Source organism: Burkholderia sp. Ax-1720 (assembly GCF_011753035.1).
Classification (GTDB): domain Bacteria; phylum Pseudomonadota; class Gammaproteobacteria; order Burkholderiales; family Burkholderiaceae; genus Burkholderia; species Burkholderia gladioli.
The window spans coordinates 1-16,025 of sequence record NZ_VWWK01000068.1 but is presented as its reverse complement, the minus strand read 5'-3'; the positions used below and the strand labels follow the sequence as shown (position 1 = coordinate 16,025).

The 16,025-nt window shown below is 69.7% G+C and carries 13 protein-coding genes and 1 pseudogene; 7 read left to right on the top strand and 7 right to left on the bottom strand.

Going from position 1 to position 16,025, the window contains the following annotated elements; translation table 11 throughout:
* The first annotated feature begins 172 nt into the window (after window positions 1-172).
* On the top strand, window positions 173-532 hold the full coding sequence (locus tag F3J18_RS19895) for a hypothetical protein (protein WP_205195505.1): 360 nt from the start codon (window positions 173-175) through the stop codon (window positions 530-532).
* A gap of 43 nt (window positions 533-575) precedes the next feature.
* On the opposite strand, the gene F3J18_RS19890 is transcribed toward F3J18_RS19895, so the two are convergent.
* Window positions 576-1,919 (bottom strand): MFS transporter, encoded by a 1,344-nt coding sequence (locus F3J18_RS19890; RefSeq protein WP_205195504.1) that lies wholly within the window; start codon window positions 1,917-1,919, stop codon window positions 576-578.
* Window positions 1,920-2,458: 539 nt separating this feature from the next.
* Between F3J18_RS19890 and F3J18_RS19885 the strand changes: the two genes are divergently transcribed.
* The gene (locus tag F3J18_RS19885) at window positions 2,459-2,929 is read left to right on the top strand and encodes a nuclear transport factor 2 family protein (protein ID WP_025098006.1); all 471 of its coding nucleotides are present in this window, start codon (window positions 2,459-2,461) and stop codon (window positions 2,927-2,929) included.
* A gap of 124 nt (window positions 2,930-3,053) precedes the next feature.
* Here the strand turns inward: F3J18_RS19885 and F3J18_RS19880 are convergent, their stop codons facing one another.
* From F3J18_RS19880 to F3J18_RS19870, 3 genes and pseudogenes are all read right to left on the bottom strand, one after another.
* Window positions 3,054-4,619: a methyl-accepting chemotaxis protein gene (locus F3J18_RS19880; protein ID WP_166913774.1), complete on the bottom strand. Its 1,566-nt coding sequence runs from the start codon at window positions 4,617-4,619 to the stop codon at window positions 3,054-3,056.
* A gap of 245 nt (window positions 4,620-4,864) precedes the next feature.
* Window positions 4,865-5,338 (bottom strand): annotated as a pseudogene (locus F3J18_RS38565) (ROK family protein); the annotation flags it as partial.
* A gap of 621 nt (window positions 5,339-5,959) precedes the next feature.
* A complete protein-coding gene (locus tag F3J18_RS19870; protein WP_166913772.1) occupies window positions 5,960-7,435 on the bottom strand; it encodes an APC family permease in 1,476 nt (491 codons plus the stop codon).
* A 211-nt stretch (window positions 7,436-7,646) separates the two neighbouring features.
* On the opposite strand from F3J18_RS19870, the gene F3J18_RS19865 reads away from it, so the two are divergent.
* The gene (locus tag F3J18_RS19865; RefSeq protein ID WP_166913770.1) at window positions 7,647-8,900 is read left to right on the top strand and encodes an ROK family transcriptional regulator; all 1,254 of its coding nucleotides are present in this window, start codon (window positions 7,647-7,649) and stop codon (window positions 8,898-8,900) included.
* A gap of 123 nt (window positions 8,901-9,023) precedes the next feature.
* Here the strand turns inward: F3J18_RS19865 and F3J18_RS19860 are convergent, their stop codons facing one another.
* On the bottom strand, window positions 9,024-9,218 hold the full coding sequence (locus F3J18_RS19860) for a YqaE/Pmp3 family membrane protein (RefSeq protein ID WP_017921290.1): 195 nt from the start codon (window positions 9,216-9,218) through the stop codon (window positions 9,024-9,026).
* Window positions 9,219-9,358: 140 nt separating this feature from the next.
* Window positions 9,359-10,321 carry a LysR family transcriptional regulator gene (locus F3J18_RS19855; RefSeq protein WP_047838664.1) on the bottom strand — a complete coding sequence of 321 codons (963 nt, stop codon included), beginning with the start codon at window positions 10,319-10,321 and terminating at the stop codon, window positions 9,359-9,361.
* Between the two features lie 432 nt (window positions 10,322-10,753).
* Here F3J18_RS19855 and F3J18_RS19850 point away from each other — a divergent pair, with 432 nt between their 5' ends.
* From F3J18_RS19850 to F3J18_RS19835, 4 genes are read left to right on the top strand one after another with little or no spacing between them, the layout of a single operon-like run.
* Complete coding sequence (locus tag F3J18_RS19850; RefSeq protein ID WP_166913768.1) at window positions 10,754-12,325, top strand: NAD(P)/FAD-dependent oxidoreductase; 1,572 nt, start codon at window positions 10,754-10,756, stop codon at window positions 12,323-12,325.
* Between the two features lie 18 nt (window positions 12,326-12,343).
* Window positions 12,344-13,273 (top strand): SDR family NAD(P)-dependent oxidoreductase, encoded by a 930-nt coding sequence (locus F3J18_RS19845; RefSeq protein ID WP_025097999.1) that lies wholly within the window; start codon window positions 12,344-12,346, stop codon window positions 13,271-13,273.
* The gene (locus F3J18_RS19840) at window positions 13,270-14,169 is read left to right on the top strand and encodes a metal-dependent hydrolase (RefSeq protein WP_166913766.1); all 900 of its coding nucleotides are present in this window, start codon (window positions 13,270-13,272) and stop codon (window positions 14,167-14,169) included. The genes F3J18_RS19845 and F3J18_RS19840 overlap by 4 nt, the downstream gene beginning before the upstream one ends.
* A 14-nt stretch (window positions 14,170-14,183) precedes the next feature.
* On the top strand, window positions 14,184-15,194 hold the full coding sequence (locus F3J18_RS19835; protein WP_166913764.1) for an alpha/beta fold hydrolase: 1,011 nt from the start codon (window positions 14,184-14,186) through the stop codon (window positions 15,192-15,194).
* Here the strand turns inward: F3J18_RS19835 and F3J18_RS19830 are convergent.
* Window positions 15,172-15,726: a putative glycolipid-binding domain-containing protein gene (locus F3J18_RS19830; protein WP_013689931.1), complete on the bottom strand. Its 555-nt coding sequence runs from the start codon at window positions 15,724-15,726 to the stop codon at window positions 15,172-15,174. The genes F3J18_RS19835 and F3J18_RS19830 overlap by 23 nt on opposite strands.
* Window positions 15,727-16,025 lie beyond the last annotated feature (299 nt).

The window sequence follows — 16,025 nt, the reverse complement described above, 5'->3', positions numbered from 1 at the left end:
CTTGGCGCTACGCCAAGCTGGTAAAGGGTGCCGACGGCTCCGATCATTTTGATCAAATCAGGAAAACATTACTCTTTGTCGAAATGAAGTCGGCAAATTCAACCGAATTCATTTCGATTAATACCGAGTGATTGATGCTCGATATCCGGCGGCTCCACCAGGCGCGGGATTCATGGCCGGTATCGAGCCCACGTCGGGCCGGCTTCGGTACGATGCGCCCGGTGAAATCGGCGAAAACACCCGAACCATCGGCCAGTACCAAGATGAGGTGCTCGCGGCGACGGTTGCCTCGATCACCGGCGAACCGGGTGTCTACAACATCGTCGACGACGATCCGCTGCCGGTCGCGCACTGGATGCCGGCCTTCGCCCGCTGGGTCGACGCGCCGGCGCCCCGACGGCTGAGTGCCGAGGACGCGCTCGAGACCGCCGGCGAGGAAGCGGTCTACTACCACACCCGGCAGAGCGGCGCGTCGAACCTGCGCGCCAGGGAGAAGCTGGGATTCTCGCCACGCGCGCTACTCTGGAAATGAGGCCGCGGCGCGGCGGCGCCGGCCTCCCGGCCGGAGCACGCGCCTAAACCGCTTCCTCGCTGCCGCGCACCGGCACCGGCTCGCCCACCAGGGTCCAGTAGCCGATCATCGCCACCACCACCACCGCCGCGCCGACATACAGCGCCGGCTTGAACGAGTGCGAGGCCTGCACGATGAAGCCCGTCACCACCGGCGCCAGCGCGCCGCCGAAATAACCGCCGAAGTTCTGCATCGCGCCGATCGAGGCGGTGGAGTTGGCCGGCGCCGCCACCGAGGCCATCGCCCAGGCCGCGCTCGAGGAGATGTACATCAGCATCATCGACACCGAGATGAAGGTCACCGCCAGCGCGGTGTTGTCGGTCAGCGCCGTGAGCAGGGTGAACACCGCGATGCCGAGCAGCGAGGCGACCATCGGGTACTTGCGGCTGTTGATCTGCGAGACGCCGCGCCGGGCCAGCACGTCGCAGATGCGCCCGCCCGACAGGCTGCCGATCACGCCGAACAGGTAGGGCACGGCGGCCACCCAGCCGGTGCGCGCGATGGTCAGGTGATGCTCCATCTGCAGGTAGGTCGGCAGCCAGGCGTTGTAGAGCCATAGCACGTAGATGGTGCCGAAGAAGCCCAGCAGCATGCCCCAGGTGGTGCGATAACGCAGCAGGTGGCGCCAGTCGGCCCAGGTCGGGCGGGTGCTGGCCAGGCCCTCGGTATCGTCGAGATACTCGCGCTCGCGCTGGGTCAGCGAGACATGGCGCGGGTCGCGATGCAGCAGGTAGAAGGCCAGCGCCAGCGCGAGGCCCGCCACCCCCATCACCACGAACATCCAGCGCCAGCCGAGGTTCAGCATCAGGATCGTCAGCAGCGGCGCGGAGATCGCGGTGCCGAGCGTCGACGAGCTGTTCCAGATGCCGGTGGCGGTGCCGCGCTCGTGCTTGGCGAACCAGTCGCGCACGATCCGCGCGCTGGTGGGGAACTGCGGCGCCTCGCCGACGCCGAGCACCATGCGCGCCGCGAAAAACTGCGAGAAGCCGTTGACCACGCCGCCGAAGGTCTGCGCCACCGACCACAGCGCGAGGCTCATGGCCAGCGTCAGGCGCGCGCCGAGCCGGTCGATCAGCATGCCGGCCGGCAGTTGCGCGAACGCATAGGCCCACAGGAAGGCCGACAGCAGCAGGCCCATCTGCGGCACCGAGAAGCCGAGGTCCTGGCGGATCAGCGGGGTGGCGATCGACAGCGTCGAGCGGTCGAGGTAGTTGACCACGCCGCTCATCAGCAGCAGCGCGAGCGCGGTGCGCTGGATGCGGCGCACGCGCGGCGAGGCCGCGTCGCGCGTGCCGGCCTGGGCGGCTCCGGCCTCGGCCGGCAGCGCGTCGGGAGTGGTGGGCTTCATCGGGTGTCTCCTTGCTGGGGTCTCGTTCTGTACGTTCTAGGTGTCGACGCGCCCCATGGCGAGGATGGGCGCGCCCGCTCGAAACTCGACAACGACCGCAACCGCGCCGGCACGTGCGGCGGGGTGGCCAGCCAAGGTACCGGTTCCGACAACATACAGGCGCGGCCCGACGGAAATCCAATCAAATTTTGCGGGGGAGCGATTCCATCCGCTTATCGCGCCTTAGGGGCTAACCCGCCGCCGGGTCAACCCCGAGCCGGGTTCGCGCGAGGCGTCGCGCGCCGTTTTGCGAGCCACAAAGTCTCACGTCAGATGAGTTCGGAATATCGTTCCGCAACGAGCATCTCGCGGCTGCCGATTTTTCCGATTCGAGCCATATACGGCCGTGCTTGCAGGGTTAACCGCGATGGGACCAGTTTCATAAATGGAATAACGTTCCGAAACGATATCGGACAACCGATGAATGGCCGTGCCGGCACGGCCGCGCGGGTTCGATATCCCGCTTGCCCAACCCCCATCGACACCACAGGAGACGACAGATGCTGTTCCAGACAACCCGCCATACCGCCCTGCGCGCCGCGCTCGGCGTCGCGCTGGCCAGCGCCAGCCTGATGGCCGGCGCGGCGACTTCGCACGCGAGCGGCGACGCGGCGGTCGCCAAGGCGGTCGAGCAGTTGCGCGTGGCGATGGTGGCCGGCGACGAGGCCACGCTGAAGAAACTGACCGAGCCGGAACTGAGCTACGGCCATTCCTCGGCCCATATCGAGGATCGCGCGGAATTCCTGAAGGATCTGGTGGGCACCGGCGCGTTCAAGTCGGTGACGCTGTCGGACCAGACCGTCAAGGTGGTCGGCGACAACGCGATCGTGCGCCACGTGTTCGATTCGGAGAACAACCAGCCGGACGGCAAGGTCACCACCTCGCACATCGGCGTGCTGCAGGTCTGGAAGCATCATCCGGACGGCTGGCGCCTGCTGGCGCGCCAGGCCGTGCCGCTGCCGCAGAAGTAAGGATGCCGAACATGGCTCGGCCCGGCGCCCTGGAATAGGCCGGGGCCGTCGAGGGAGCGTCGGGCGACGCTCCCTTTTTCGTTGTTTTTCGTTACCGCCCGCCGCGACGGCGGGCGTCGCCGGCTCAGGCCGGCAAGGCGAACTGCGTCACCGCGTGACGCAGCGCGTCGGCCTGGTCCTTCAGCGAATGCGCGGCGGCCGCGGCCTGCTCGACCAGCGCGGCATTCTGCTGGGTCACCTGGTCCATCTCGCCCACCGCGCGATTGACCTGCTCGATGCCGGTGCTCTGCTCGGTGGCGGCCTGGCTGATCTCGCCGAGGATCTCATTGACGCGCTTCACCGACTGCACGATCTCCTGCATGGTCGAACCCGCGTCGGTGACCAGCGAGGCGCCCTGCTCGACCGTGTCGGTGGAGGTCTCGATCAGCGACTTGATCTCCTTGGCGGCGGTGGCCGAACGCTGCGCCAGCGAGCGCACCTCGGCGGCCACCACCGCGAAACCGCGGCCCTGCTCGCCGGCGCGCGCCGCCTCCACCGCCGCGTTCAGCGCCAGGATATTGGTCTGGAACGCGATGCCGTCGATCACGCCGATGATGTCGGCGATCTTGCGCGAGCTGTCGGTGATCGCCGCCATGGTGCGCACCACGTCGCCCACCACCTCGCTGCCGCGGGTGGCCACGTTGGCCGCCTGCCCGGCCAGCGCGGCCGCCTGCGAGGCGCTTTCCGCGCTCTGTCGCACGTGCGAGGTGATCTCGTCCATGCTGGAGGCGGTCTCGACCAGGGCCGCCGCCTGCTGCTCGGTGCGCTGCGAGAGATCGGTGTTGCCCGCCGAGATCTCGGTGGCGCCGACGTTGATGTTCTCGGTGCCGAGCCGCACCCGCGAGACCATCTCGATGAGCCCCGCCTGCATGGTGTGCAGCGCGTGCAGCAGGCTGCCGCGATCGTCGCCGCGCAGCGCGACATGGGCGGTCAGGTCGCCTTGCGCGATGCGCTGCGCGGTCTCCACCGCCGACTCCAGATGGCCGCCGAGGCTGTGCCGCACGCTGCGCAGCACCAGCACCATCAGCAGCGAGGCGACGATGCCCAGCGCGCCCGACACGGCCAGCCAGGTGAGGATGTCGCGATACATGGCCGCGCGAATGTCGTCCATGTACATGCCGGTCACCAGGAACCAGTCCCAGGGCGCGAAGCGGCGCACCACGCTGGTCTTCTCGACCGGCGCGTCGGCGCCGGGCTTGGGCCACAGGTAATGCACGTAGCCCGGCGCGCTGCTGCCCTCGCCGCCCTCCTTGCCCGCCTTGACGATGTCGACGAACAGGTGGGCGCCGTTCGGATCGGCGAAGTTCGCCAGGTTGGTGCCGTTCAGGGCCGGCTTGATCGGGTGCATGATCATTGCCGGCTGCGAATCGTTGATCGAGATGTAGCCGTCGCTGCCGTAGCGCATCGCCGCGATCGCATCGAGCGCGCGCTGTTTGGCCTCGTCCTCGGGCAGCGTGTGCTGCTGGGCGAGTTGGTAGTAATGCTCGGCCACGCCATAGGCCTCGCTGATCAGCGAGTCGAGCGCCGCGCGGCGCGCCTCGAGCATCGACTGGCGGGCATGCCAGGCGCCGAATCCCGCGATCAGCAGCAGGCCGATCCACAGGATCGCGATCATCGACGTCAGTTTCCGGTTCAGGGTAAAGGTGCGCATCTGGGGCTCTCGCTCGGGTTACTGGACCGTGTTTCAAACCGGTCAGTGTTTGACGGCAGCGCGACGCGCGCGGCGCAGGCGGGATATCCCTGAGCTGCCTCGATGGATGGCGCGAGGCGCGCCAAAGATCGGATCAATGTGGAGCGGGCGAGGTGCTCGAAGACGGCGGTTCGCGCCTCGCTTCGCCGGGGCGCGCAGCGACGCGAGGCGAGACGCGAGACGCGATGATGTGGGGAATCGGCCGATCAGGCAGCGGCGATCGCCGCCGGCTGCGCCGCCCCCTGCGCGGACTCGCGCAAGGCATCGAGCGCGACCACGATCGCCCCTTGCAGGGCCGCGCCGTGGCCGAAGGCGGCACGCTGCCATTGCGGCTCGAACAGCGCGGCGCGCGCCACGGCAGCGCGAAGCCGCTCCACCAGGGCCGGTACGCGCGCCATGCCGCCGCCCAGCACGATGCGCTCGGGATCGATCATCAGCGCGAGATTGGCGACATGGCGCGCCAGCGTGTCGAGCGCCTCGTCGAGCAGCGCGGCCACCGCGGGCTGCGTGGCGGCCAGCGCGAAGGCCTCGCGCGCGCTGGTCTCGCGCCCGAGCAGCGCCGACACGCGCGCGGCCAGCGCGCCCCCGCCCGCGTGTTCCTCCAGCCGCGCGCCGCCCTCGGCCCAGGCGCGCTCGCCTGCCGCGCCGGGCAACCGGTAGCCGATCTCGCCGCCCGCCCCGTGCCCGCCCGCCCGCGCCGGCGCAGGCGCGCTGGCCGCCCGCGCCGAGCAGGATGAAGGGGATCACGCCGCCCGCGCCGCGCGCGCCGCGCAGCACGCGCCCGTCGATCACGGCCGCCGCCGCGAGCCCCGTGCCGAGGTTCACGTAGAGCCCGGTGCCGACCCCGGCCAGCGCGCCGAAGCGCGCCTCGGCCAGGGCCGCGGCCTTCACGTCGGTGGCCACGCCCACCACCCGCACCTCGAACATCCGGCGCAGCGCCGGTTCGAGCGCGAGCGTCTCCCAGCCGGGATTGTTCGGCGCGAACCGGATCCCGTCGGGCTGCACGATGCCGGGCGTGACGGCCGCCACCGCCAGCAAGGGCAATGCGCCGGCATCGTCCGCCCCGCGATGCTCGCGGCGCGTGCGCGCCAGCAAGCCGAGCCCGGCCTCGCGCGTGCGCGCCAGCACGCGCGCCGCGCCCTCGGCGGCCAGCGTCGGGATCTCCGCCTCGCCGAGCCGCTCGCCCGATGGCGTGGCGGTCGCCATGGCGATCTTGGTGCCGCCGAAATCGATCGCCAGCAGGCAGCCCGCCGTCGCCGTCCCGCTCTTGCCACCCAGTCCCATCTGCCCTGCCACTTCGTTCATGACTGCTCCACGCCGGCTCGCGGCCGGCCTTGCTGGCGCTCCAGGAACACTTCCCGCACGCGCTTGGGCCCGAACGGCCATTGTTTCGCGATGCGCGCCCAGACCAGGAACGCGATCACGCCGAGCGCGATCCATGCCGTCGACATCCATTGCGAACGCGCATCGGTCGCGTAGAACACATACAGCCAGCCGACCAGCGCGAGCAGGCTCGGCAGCGGATAGAGCCATTGCCGGTAGGGCCGGCGCAGGCCCGGCTGGCGACGACGCAGCACCGTCAGCGCGGCGATCTGCGCGACCGACTGCAGCAGCACCGCGACGGCCACCAGCATGTTGATCACGGTGGTCAGGTCGAAGAAGGTGCCGATCGCGGTCACCACACCCATCACCAGCAGCGCCACGTGCGGGAAATCGTGCTTCGCGTGCAGGCGCCCGAAGGCGGCCAGGAACACGCCGTCGCGCGCCGCGTGGAAGGGCACGCGCGAGCCGCCGAGCAGGCCCGCGAACACCGAGGCGAGCGCCGCCACCAGGATCAGCGCGGTGATGATTGCCGCGGCCGTGTGTCCCCAGTTGCGCTCCACCACCAGCGAGGCCACCGAGCTCGACTTCGCCACCTCCTGCCAGGGCACGGTGCCGATCACGCCGATGTTCATCGCCAGGTAGAACACCATCATCGCCAGGATCGACACGATGATCGAGCGCGGCATCACGTGGCCGGGGTTCTTCAGCTCGTCGCCCATGTAGGCGGTGGTGTTGTAGCCGGCGTAGTCGTAGATCGCGATGATCAGGCCGGCGCCCAGGCCGGTGAAGAACTTGCCCGCGTCGAACGCGTCGGGCGGCATCGACAGCGCCAGCGGCAGGTGGAAGTCGCTCCAGGCGGCGGCCGTGGTCAGCAGCACCGCGAGCACCATCACGATCCACAGCACCGCGCCCAGCGTGCGGATCGACTCGATGCGCCGGTACAGCGCGAACACCACCAGCGCCACCGCGGCGATGCCGATCGCATGCGACTGCCAGGGGCTCAGGTTCGGCAGGAAGAAACCGAGGTACTGCACGAAGCCGATGATGCCGGTGCTCATGATCAGCGGGATCGACAGCATCGCCGTCCACACGAACAAGAAGGGCATCAGCTTGCCGGTGCGGTACTGGAAGGCCTCGCGCACATACAGGTAGGTGCCGCCCGCGCCCGGCATGGCCGCGCCGAGCTCGGCCCAGACCAGGCCGTCGGCCATCGCCAGCAGCGCGCCGCACACCCAGCCGATCACCGCCAGCGGCCCGTTGAGCACCGCCACGATGGCCGGGATGGTCAGGAACGGCCCCACCCCGCAGATCTGGATCATGTTGACCGCGATGGCCGGGAACAGCCCGACCGAGCGCCGGAAATGCTGCGCCTGCTGCGCGTCGTCCGCGCCATCCGCGGCGGCGGCGCCGTCCGAACGGCTGGCGCCGGGGTCCTGCCAGGTGGAATCGCTCATGCCTGTCTCCTAGCGGCCGGGGGCCGCGATCTCGTTGCCAAGGAACTGCCGTGCGAGGCTGCCGTGCCGCTTCGTCGATGGCGGCATCGTGGTCGAATGATAGGAAAGGTTCTTTACGAATTCAATAGGTTCAAAAATAATCCTTCGGCAGGCCGCCTTGCCTCGCTCGACATCTCGTTGATAGGATCGGACACCCGCAGACAGGCCACGCATGAATCCGCATTCCCGCAAAGCTCCGCCCCCCAGTGCTCCCGTCACCCGCGGCCCCGCCTTCGTGCGCCAGGGCAACGAATGGGCCATCTACCAGCACCTGCTGGCGCTCGCGCCGGCCACCGCGCCGCAGCTCGCGCAGAGCACGGGCCTCTCCAAGGTCACCGTGACGGGCGCGCTCGGCAACCTGGAACGGCTCGGGCTGGTCGAGCAGGTGGGCGTGCGCGAGGGCAGCGCCGGGCGCCAGCCGCGCCTCTACCAGCCGCGCGCACGGGCCGGCTACGTGGTGGCGATCGACGTCGGCGCGGCCTGGATCCGCGGCGCGCTGGCCGACCTGTCCGGCAACATCCTGGCGCGGCTGGAGAAACGCTCGCCGGCGCGCGCCTCGCTGCTGGTCGCGCGCATCGTCGAGATGGCGCAGGCGCTGGCCGAGGCGCAGGCGCTACCGCGCGAGGCGGTGCTGGCCACCGTGCTCGGCTCGCCCGGCGTGTTCGATCCCTCCAGCGGCCGGCTGCGGCTCGCGCCCAACCTGCCCGACTGGGAACGCGCCGATCTGGTCAGCTCGCTGCGCGCCGCGCTCGGCGAGGACACCCTGTTCGACAACGACATCAATCTCGCCGCGCTCGGCGAGCAGGCGCACGGCATCGGGCGCGGGGTCGACAACTTCGTGTTCATGTCGATCGGCACCGGCATCGGCCTGGGCATCGTCACCGACGGCAAGCTCTATCGCGGCGCGCATGGTTTCGCGGGAGAAATCGCGGTGCTGCGGCCGGCGCCGCCCGCGCAGGAGCCAGGGCAGGACGGCAAGCGCGAGCGCGGCAAACACCGCGACGAGAACGCCAGCGACGACGGCCCGCGCGCGGCGATCTTCGAGGAATCGGCGGCGGCCAAGGGCATCGTGGCGCATGCGCGGCGCATCGGCCTGGCGGTGGACGACGCCGAGGCGGTATTCGCCGCCGCGCTGCAGGGCGACGAACGCGCGCGCGCCTGCCTGGCCGAGCAGGCGCGTCAGCTCGCCTGGGGCCTGGCCGCCATCATCCCGGTGCTGGACCCGGCCCTGGTGGTGCTGGGCGGCGGCATCGGCCTGGCCGGCGCGGCGCTGCTGCCGGCGATCCGCGAGCAGGTGGAGGCCTGGCTGCCCATCCCGGCGCCCGAGTTCGCGATCTCCGCGACGGGCACCGACGCGGTGCTGCTCGGCGCGATCGTGCAGGGCGTCGAGCGCGCGCGGCTCAAGGCCTTCGAACGGGCGGGCTGAACCGGGGGAGATCCGGCGGGAGATTCGGTGGAAGATTCAGTGGAAGATTCGGAAGCCGTGTCGGCGGAACGCCGGAACGCCGGATCGGGCGCCGCCAGGACGGCGACGCCTCGCGAGGCGACCTCAGCCGCGTTTGCCGAGCGCCTGCTCGATCTTGCGATCGGTCTTGTACTGGCTCAGGGCATAGACGGACCAGATCGCGGCCGGAATCCAGCCGATCAGCGTGATCTGCAGCAGCAGGCAGATGATGCCCGCGAACGGGCGGCCGATCGTGAAGAACTGGAACCACGGAATCAGGATGGCAAGCAACAGACGCATCGGGGTCCTCGCATCAGGCAATTGAGTTGTCGGAGCCGCGCCGGGGCGGCCCCACATTCTACGATCCCGGGATGACGCGCCCGGGCACGGCGCGGCCAGCGCCCGACCAAGGCCGGACAACGCGCCGCCGCGCCCTCCCCTCAAGCCTCCACCGCCTTGCGCTCCTTCTTCACGCCCGGCATCACGCGCTTGGCCGGATCGTTCTCGAGCGCCGGCACCGAGGCGAACAGATCGGCGATCCAGTCGGCGAACACGCGCACCGTCATCGACAGGTGGCGGTTGTGCGGATAGACGATCGAGATCGGCTTGGGCTTCGGATAGACGCCCTGCAGGATCTCCACCAGCGAGCCGTCCATCAGGTGCGGGATCACCGAAAACAGGGTCGGCTGGATCAGCCCGAAACCCTCGAGCGCGCAGGTCACGTAGGCATCGGAATCGTTGACCGTGACGATCGAGTTCATGCGGATCTCATGCAGCTTGCCGTCGATCAGGAAGATCCACGGCATCGGCCGGCCCAGCGCGTAGGCGAAGTTCACCGCGCGGTGCTGCTCGAGCTCCTCGAGGGTGCGCGGCTCGCCGAACTTCTCCAGGTAGGCGGGCGAGGCGCAGCTCACGCGGTTCATCACCCCCACGCGCCGCGCCACCATCGACGAATCCTCCAGCGGCCCCACCCGGATCTCGCAATCGAAACCGTCGCGCACCAGGTCGACGGGCCGGTCCGACATGCCGAACTGCAGCTCGATGTCGGGATAACGCTCGTGGAATTCCGGCAGCGCCGGCAGCACCACGCGCCGCCCCAGCAGCGACGGCATGTGCACGCGCAGCGCGCCGTGCGGCTTGCGGTTGCCGACCTGGAAGCTCGCGTCGGCCTCCGAGATCTCCGTCAGGATCCGGATGCAATGCTCGTAGTAACCGGCGCCCTCGGGCGTCAGCGAGAGCCGGCGCGTGGTCCGGTGCAGCAGGCGCACGCCGAGCAAGGCTTCGAGGTTCTGGATGATCGTCGTCACCGAGGCCCGCGGCATGGCCAGCGTCTCGGCGGCGCGCGTGAAGCTGTTCGCATCGACCACGCGCGTAAAAACCTGCATCGCCTGTAATCGGTCCATCAATTTCCCCTTTCTCTGCTTTCGAACGGCCAACGGAACAGGATAGAGCGGCACGGCATCGCGATTCAAGCCTGACGGCGATTATTCATGTGCCGCGAGCAATCGCGGCGGCCGGCCGGCGATTGGCGGAAGCCGGCAAAGCCTTGCCCGGCGGGGCTCGCGCGGCGGTTTCGGCAGTTCCGCCGGCCGCCCGAGCCGGCCCGGCCGATCGCGCGGCCGGCGCCGCGAGGGGCTCCGTGTTTTCACCGACACCGTCGGCGCACCTCTCCCCACCAATAAATTACCCATTTCGAATCAAATACTTGCGCCGCGACAGCAAGCTCCGGGCAGCGCTAGAGGCCGCCATCTACTCGCTTGCGATTTCCCGCGTCACCGACTATCGTTACATCCGTCAATGTCACATTTAAAAATGAACCGGAACGGAGACACCGCATGAATGCGCGTACCCTGCCCGATGGCGACGGCGCCAGCGAAGCCGTCGACATCGCGATCATCGGCACCGGCTTTGCCGGCCTCGGCATGGCGATCCGGCTGCGCCAGAAGGGGCGCGGCGACTTCGCGGTGTTCGAGAAGGCCGCGAGCGTGGGCGGCACCTGGCGCGACAACCATTACCCCGGCTGCGCCTGCGACGTGCAATCCCATGTCTACTCGTTCTCGTTCGCGCCGAACCCGCGCTGGACGCGCATGTTCGCGCCGCAACCGGAAATCCGCGCCTACCTGGAAAGCTGCGTCGAGCGCTTCGGCATCGCGCCCTACCTGCGCTTCGACCACGAGCTGGCCAGCGCCGAATACGACGACGTCGCGCACCGCTGGCAACTGCGCTTCGCCAACGGCCGCCGCGTCTCGGCGCGCGTGCTGGTGTCGGGCATGGGCGGCCTGTCGCGGGCCGCGCTGCCGCAGATCGAGGGGCTCGACAGCTTCGCCGGCCACGCCTTCCACTCGCAGCACTGGGACCACGACTATCGCCTGGAAGGCAAGCGCGTGGCGGTGATCGGCACCGGCGCGAGCGCCATCCAGTTCGTGCCGCAGATCGCGCCGAAGGTCGCGCGGCTCTCGCTGTTCCAGCGCACCCCGCCGTGGATCATGCCCAAGCCGGACCGCCAGCTCGGCCGCTTCGAGCAATGGCTGTTCCGCGCCCTGCCGTTCACGCAGAAGCTGGCGCGCACCAGCCGCTACTGGATGCTGGAATCGCGCGTGCTGGGCTTCGCGATCCATCCCGCGCTGATGAAGAACGTGCAGAAGCTGGCCGAGCGCCATATCCGCAAGCAGATCGCCGACCCGGCGCTGCGCGCCACCGTCACGCCGAACTACACGCTCGGCTGCAAGCGCGTGCTGATCTCGAACGACTACTACCCGGCGCTCACGCGCGCCAACGTCGACGTGCTCACCACCGGCATCGCGCGCATCGAGCCCGACGCGGTGGTCACCACCGACGGCCGCCGCCACGAGGTGGACTGCCTGATCTACGGCACCGGCTTCCAGGTGGCCGACCCGTTCCCGCGCGGCGTGATCCGCGGGCGCGGCGGCGTCGACATCGTCGATACCTGGCGCGACGGCGCGCATGCCTACCTCGGCACCACCCTGCCCGGCTACCCGAACTTCTTCATGATCGTCGGCCCGAACACCGGGCTCGGCCACAACTCGATGGTGTTCATGATCGAGTCGCAGATCGAATACATCCTCGGCGCGCTCGACGCGATGGACCAGGAGCGCGCCGACGCGATCGAGGTGCGCCCGCTGGTGGAGGCCGAATACAACACGCGGCTGCAGCAGCGCCTGAAGCGCGCGATCTGGTCGACCGGCGGCTGCAAGAGCTGGTACCTGGACCCGCGCACCGGCAAGAACACCACGCTGTGGCCGGGCTTCACCTGGCGCTTCCGGCAAGCCACCGCGCAGTTCTCGATCGCCGACTACCACGCCTACGCGGCCGCGCGCCGCGAGGCACACGCCGAGGCCGGCGCCCCCGCCACCGACGCGCCGGCGCACCGCGCGCAAGCCGTCTGACGACCAGGAGCGAAGCAGATGAAATCCTTCCACGACAAGGTTGCGGCGATCACCGGCGCCGGCTCCGGCATGGGCCGCTCGCTGGCGCTGCAGCTCGCCCAGGACGGCTGCCACGTGGCGCTGGCCGACAAGAACGGCGTCGGCCTGGCCGAGACCGAGCGCATCGTGCGGGCGCTGGCGCCCTCGGTGCGCGTCACCACCTGCCTGCTCGACGTGGCCGACCGCGCCGCCGTGCATCGCTGGGCCGACGACACCGCGCGCCAGTTCGGCCGCGTCAACCTGGTCTTCAACAACGCCGGCGTGGCGCTGTCGAGCACCATCGAGGGCATGGAATACGCCGACCTCGAATGGATCATGAACATCAACTTCTGGGGCGTGGTGCACGGCACCAAGGCCTTCCTGCCGCACCTGAAGGCCGCGGGCGACGGGCACGTGATCAACACCTCGAGCATCTTCGGCATCTTCGCGCAGCCGGGCATGAGCGCCTACAACGCCACCAAGTACGCGGTGCGCGGCTTCACCGAATCGCTGCGCCAGGAACTCGACATGATGAAATGCGGCGTGTCGGCCACCTGCGTGCACCCGGGCGGCATCAAGACCAACATCGCGCAGTCGAGCCGGATCTCGCAGAACATGCTCGGTTTCATGGTCGACAGCGAGCAGCAGGGCAAGGACGACTTCGAGAAGTTCTTCATCACGACGCCGGAGGAAGCCGCGCGCGTGATCCTGCACGGCGTGCGCAGGAACAAGCGCCGCGTGCTGATCGGGCGCGATGCGCGCGGCGCCGACTGGCTCGCGCGCACCCTGCCCGCCGCCTACCAGGCGCTGGTCGTGCTCGCGACCAGGCGCGAACGGGCCAAGGCGCGCCGCCGCGCCGCGCGCGGCGGCAAGCTCGCGCCGGCCCACTCCAGCTACAACAACGCAGGTAATCAGGGAGAACCGTCATGATGCCCGTCCGCCGTGACATCCGTTTCGCCATGCCCCCCGACCGCGCATGCGACTGGCACGTGAAGGGGGTGCCGGTCACCCACTTCATGAATGCGCTGTCGCTGCTGTTCCCGGCCGGCGAGCGTTTCTTCATGGACGCGGTGCGCCATTATCGCGACCAGATCCACGATCCCGAGCTCAAGAAGCAGGTGATCGGCTTCATCGGCCAGGAGGCGATGCACACGCGCGAGCACATCGAGTACAACGACCTGTTGCAGGCCGCCGGCCTGCCCGCGCACAAGCTCGACAAGCGCTTGTGGTTCATCCTCGGCCTGTTCAAGAAGTACCTGCCGCCCTCGATGCAGCTGGCCATCACGATCGCGCTGGAGCACTACACGGCGATGCTCGCCAACCTGCTGCTGGAAGGCCACAAGGAGCGCATCGACGGCTCGGTCGACGGCTACACGCAGATGTGGATGTGGCACGCGATGGAGGAGACCGAGCACAAGTCGGTGTCCTACGACGTGTGGCTGCGCGTGATCAAGCCGGGCCTGGGCCGCTACCTGCTGCGCACCGGCACCATGCTGATGACCACCGCGATCTTCTGGGCCATCGTGTTCGATTACCACCTGCGCCTGATGTTCGCGCACCGCCGCCATCACGGCCGCTTCTCCGGCATGTGGACGCTGGTGAAGTACCTGTACGCGCCGCGCGGCGGCGTGTTCCCCGGCATCGCGCGCGAGTGGTTCGGCTTCTTCCGCCCGAACTTCCATCCCTGGGACTACGACAACCGCCGCTACCTGGGCGAACTCGACAGCCTGCTCGCGAAGATCGACGAGACCAACGCGCGCTACGCCGCCGAGGCCGCGCCGCGCCGCGTGCCGCTGCATGCGGCCGCGCCGGCAGCCGCGCACTGAGCGGGGGATCGGTCATGGCGAGCGCGCGCGAGACGCTGACGGTCGATTCGGACGGCGTGCGGCTCGCCGTCCACCTGAGCGGGCCGCGCGAGGCGCCGCCCCTGATCCTGGTGCATGGTTATCCGGATTCCTCACGAGTCTGGGATCGCGTGCGCGAGACGCTGGAGAAGCGTTATCGCGTGATCGCCTACGACGTGCGCGGCGCGGGCGAATCCGAGGCGCCCAAGGCCACCGCCGCCTATCGCATGGCGCAGCTCGAACGCGACCTGTCGGCGGTCGCGCGGGCGGCCTGCGGCACGCGGCCGTTCCACCTGGTCGGCCACGACTGGGGCTCGATCCAGAGCTGGGAAGCCGTCACCGATCCGGCCATGCGCGGCCGGATCCTCTCCTATACCTCGATCTCGGGGCCCTGCCTGGACCATGTGTTCCGCGCGCGGCTCAAGCTGCGGCAGTCGCTGAAGTCCTGGTACATCGCCTTCTTCCACCTGCCGGTGCTGCCGCCGCTGTTCTGGCGGCTCGGCGGCGCCGCGCTCTGGCCGCTGTGGCTGCGCCGCACCGAGCGGATCCGCGCCGAGGCCGATCCGTATCAGCTGCGCAACGGCGTGAACGGCATCCGCCTGTATCGCGCCAACTTCATCGCGCGGGCCCGCCAGCCGCGCGAGCGTTACGCGCAGGCGCCGGTGCAGATCCTGGTGCCGCGCCGCGATCGCTACGTGACGCCGGCCCTGACCGAGAACCTCGAACGCTGGCTCGGGCCGCATCGGCGCGAGATCATCGACGCCTCGCACTGGACCGTGCTGCGCGACGCGGCGCTGATCGCGCAGCGCATCGACAGCTTCGCGGCCAGCCACGAGCCGGCCTTCGCGTCGCCGGCGGCGGCCGCGACAGCGGCGGCGGCCACGGCAGCGGCGGCGGCCACGGCACGCGCGGGGCAGCCCGGCGCCAACGATGCCGATCTCGCCGCGCACCCGAGCGCAGCCGAGGCCGTCCCGGGCGCGCCGCTCAAGCCGCGGGCAAGCGCCTGAACAAGGTGTCGTATTCGAGCACCAGACCGTCGTCGTCGACGCTCAGGCCCGCCGTGAAGCGGCCGTCGATCCCTTCGTAGCGATAGCGCCGGCCCGGCTCGATGCAGACATAGGCCTGGGTCGCGCGCGACACCGCCAGGTCCGGCACGCTGACATAGGCCACCTCGATCGCGCGCCGCTCGTCGCGGCGCAGCCCGAGGCGGCGGATCGGCAAGGTGTTGGTGTAGGGGGTGGCGGCGATATCGAGGTCGACGCAGCCTTCGAGCGCCGGCAGCGGGCGGCCCTCGCCGTCCTGCCAGCGGCCCTCGCGATCGCGCAGCAGGCTCAGCGTGGCGCCGCCCATCACGCTCAGCGTGGCCCGCGTGGTGCGCCAGTGGCCGTCGCAGGCGAGCCGGTAGGCCAGCCCGTAGCGCCGCCCGTCGTCGTGGCGGCCGATGATCACGCTCTCGGCCAGGTAGCCGTCGCCGTCGCGCGAGAGTGTCAGGTGTTCGATACCGTCGCTGTCGAGCGACGCCCAGCGCACTTCGCGCATCGCGATGCCTTCCCTTGGCGGCCCGCGCGGCGGGGCCGCGCGCGGTGCGCTCGATCGTAGCGCAAATAGCCGGTATCCGGGCTCGCCCATGTCGCGGCGCGCGGCGATCTTCTATGCTCGCGGCTTCGCGTCCGCCTGCGCCCTGCTCCCCCGCTGCCCCGCTCATGCCCGCCCGCTCCCGCCTCGTTCCGCTCGCGCTGCCGATCGAACTGCGCACGCTGCTGCGCGGCCTCGGCCAGGTGCTGCTGCAGCCGCATGCGGGCACCGGCGCCGGCGTGCTGGCCGGGCTGCTGCTGGCA